General features: G+C 45.5%; 4 protein-coding genes. All 4 read left to right on the forward strand.

Going from position 1 to position 2850, the window contains the following annotated elements; translation table 11 throughout:
• The first annotated feature begins 933 nt into the window (after positions 1 to 933).
• On the forward strand, positions 934 to 1713 hold the full coding sequence (locus U9P07_08240) for a lytic murein transglycosylase (protein MEA2109390.1): 780 nt from the start codon (positions 934 to 936) through the stop codon (positions 1711 to 1713).
• Between the two features lie 134 nt (positions 1714 to 1847).
• Positions 1848 to 2012 carry a hypothetical protein gene (locus U9P07_08245; protein ID MEA2109391.1) on the forward strand — a complete coding sequence of 55 codons (165 nt, stop codon included), beginning with the start codon at positions 1848 to 1850 and terminating at the stop codon, positions 2010 to 2012.
• Between the two features lie 11 nt (positions 2013 to 2023).
• Complete coding sequence (gene tmk / locus U9P07_08250) at positions 2024 to 2674, forward strand: dTMP kinase (GenBank protein ID MEA2109392.1); 651 nt, start codon at positions 2024 to 2026, stop codon at positions 2672 to 2674.
• Positions 2664 to 2850, forward strand: a 187-nt coding sequence (locus U9P07_08255; protein MEA2109393.1) for a DNA polymerase III subunit delta', incomplete at its 3' end; no start/stop codon positions are given. The genes tmk and U9P07_08255, both read left to right, overlap by 11 nt.

The raw sequence follows: 2850 nt of genomic DNA on the forward strand, positions 1-2850 counted from the left end.
GATGTTCCGGCATGGCTCTCGCTCATTCTCGCCGACCGTCCATGGCCTGCCTGTGCGTGCCGCACGCAGACAGGCCGGCTTCCGAGGCGTCCGCCGCGAATCACATCGTGTGATTCGTTCGGCGGCCGATACCGCCTGCCTGTCGGCAGACAGGCTATGAGTCAAGCCCGAACATCCGGCTAAGATATCCCTGACAATGCAAGTCAGAAAGTTGAATTACTATGTTTATACTTAATAAAGATGTTGCAACAAATTGCTTAAACCATTGAAATCATAGAGTTTTTTAGCGAAGCCACATAGAAGGGTTTTGCTGGAAACGTCAATAAAATCAAGCTGTTACAAGGATCGTTGCAACACCCTTTTACCTAAACTGAGCGATTAGCTATTAGTTTAATGATTACAGGATTTTTTGCTATTACAAACGTAAACATTCGACTACGTTTTCAGAAAAGATAAAAATACTCTCACAGAGGCACAAAGTCACAGAGAACCAGAGTCATTTGCCCTCTGTGACTCCGTGTCTCTGTGAGAAATAATAAAAATTTGTCAATCTATAGACAAAGTCGAATATTTACTTACAAACTTTCACCCGTTGGGTGTTATTTCTCATTAACGTAACGCCTTTATTTTTCAAGGCTAAACGCTGATAGCTAACAGCTAATCGCTTAACTTAGGTTTTTATAGCATTCAGATAACAAATTGAATGCTTATATTCAACTATTTTATAGATTTTTTTTTACATAATTGTTAAATTGAAAATATCTAATGCCTTTTACCACCGGTTTTTTCTCTGTTTTTCTTAATATTTATGTAGCTTGCCCCATGAAAATTTTACAATCCTGTCGTCTTCAGTTTTTGTTTTTTCCTGTTTTTCTTTCATTGGTGCTGAACCCGGTTTTCACTCAACCTGTTTTAGCTTCAGAGAGAACAGACGTGACCTCACTTGCCAATCGCCTGGGAGCGGAAAAAGGTATTGAGCCGCAAGTGGCTGAACGTTATTTGATTAAAACCGGTCTGGTTGTTGATCCGGCAATAGTGGCCAAAAATTTAAAACAGGTTGAAAAACAGGCATCGTATGACTATTTTCTGACCGAAAAACCCTTGGATCTGGCCCTTGAATTTTTGAAAAACAATGCGGTCTGGCTGGAAAAAATGGAACATCGGTTCCTGGTTTCCAAAGAACTGGTGGCCGCTATATTTTTGCTTGAATCTCATTTTGGCACTAATGGTGGTCGCTATCCCCTGTTGAAAGTTTTTACTTCGCTATCCTTGTGCGACCAGGAGCCGTTACTGCGCCAGACCTATGACCTTTTAAAACAATCATATCCGGAAATTGATTACCAGTGGCTGGCTAAGCGGGCGGCGCGAAAATCATCCTGGGCCTATGGTCAGTTGAAAGCCCTGCTCAAAATGCGGCAAAGGGTTAATATTGCTCAATTGAAAGGGTCGTGGGCTGGCGCTTTTGGCATCCCTCAATTTATTCCCTCCAGTTTTCTCAGTTATGCTGTCGATGGCAATGATGATGGTACCATTGACCTTTATCTCTATCAGGATGCCGCGGCCAGTGTGATGAATTATTTGAATCGTCATGGCTGGAAGGAAAAAATGACCTCTGAAAAAGAGGAGAAAGTAATCTGGTCTTATAATCACAGTAAACTTTATGTTCAGACTATCCTGGCTATACGTGATCAGCTGTTGATAAAAAACTCATGATGGCAGGATGGTTTGATTCCTGGAAAAATTTATCCGGCAGGGGAGGGGAAACCCTCCCTTGTTGATTGATTAAGATCTCAACTTTCTGAGTTGCCCTAAAAACAGCTGCAAGAAATTTCCGGGGATGTTCCGGCATGGCTCTCGCTCATTCTCGCCGGCCGTCCATGGCCGGCTTCCGAGGCGTCCGCCGCGAATCACATCGTGTGATTCGTTCGGCGGCCAATACCGCTATGAGCCAAGCCCGAACATCCGGCAATATGTCCCTGACAATGCAAGTCAGAAAGTTGAGATTAAGATAAAACAGGTGCATATGGATCGACATCAAGGCGACCTGATTTCTTTTGAAGGAATCGAAGGCTGCGGGAAATCAACGCAGATAAAGCTGGCAGCCGAATTTCTGGAAAAACAGGGATTCCAAGTTTTGGTTACCAGGGAGCCCGGGGCGACGCCAATGGGTCGGGAAATTCGTCGCTTGCTGCTTTCTCCTGATTTTTCTCCGGAAGCCGTCACCGAACTCTTTCTTTATCTGGCTGACCGCCGGGAACATGTGCAGAAAGTGATTAAACCCCAGCTTGAACGGGGTTGTCTGGTCCTGGTTGATCGATACGTTGATTCAACCTGGGTTTACCAGGGATATGCCCGAAATGGAGATCTGGATCTGATTACCAGATTAAATAAACTGGTGACCGGAGGACTTTTTCCCCGCCGGACATTTCTGCTGGATTGTCCGCCGGAGCTTGGCTTGCAAAGAGCCCGGAGCCGCAATCAAACAGACGGCAGCCAGGGGAATGAAGATCGATTTGAGCAGTTGGAAATTGCTTTCCATCAGCGGGTACAAGATGGGTTCATGCAGCTGGCAAAAGAGCACCCAAAACGTTTTATGATTCTGGATGGTTCCCAGGAAATCCAAACCATTCATCTGCAGATCAGCCGGGTTTTACAGGACTTGTATGTCGTTTAACGAAGTAATCGGCCAGCAGCAGGCAGTTACCCAACTTGCGGCCATGGCTAAGTCAGAGAATGTTCCGGCAGCGCTGTTGTTGACCGGCATGGAAGGGGTTGGCAAATGTTTTACCGCTTTTCAACTGGTGCAGGTGGTTAACTGTCGTCAGGCTCCCCCCGGTGATGCCTGCGGTG

The sequence above is a fragment of the Pseudomonadota bacterium genome (assembly GCA_034660915.1).
Classification (GTDB): Bacteria; Desulfobacterota; Anaeroferrophillalia; order Anaeroferrophillales; family Anaeroferrophillaceae; genus DQWO01.

What these genes read in the sequence shown, in the direction of transcription:
- U9P07_08245 (MEA2109391.1), top strand. Translation starts at nt 1,848, where the DNA reads ATGGCTCTCGCTCATTCTCGCCGGCCGTCCATGGCCGGCTTCCGAGGC.
- tmk (MEA2109392.1), top strand. Translation starts at nt 2,024, where the DNA reads ATGGATCGACATCAAGGCGACCTGATTTCTTTTGAAGGAATCGAAGGC.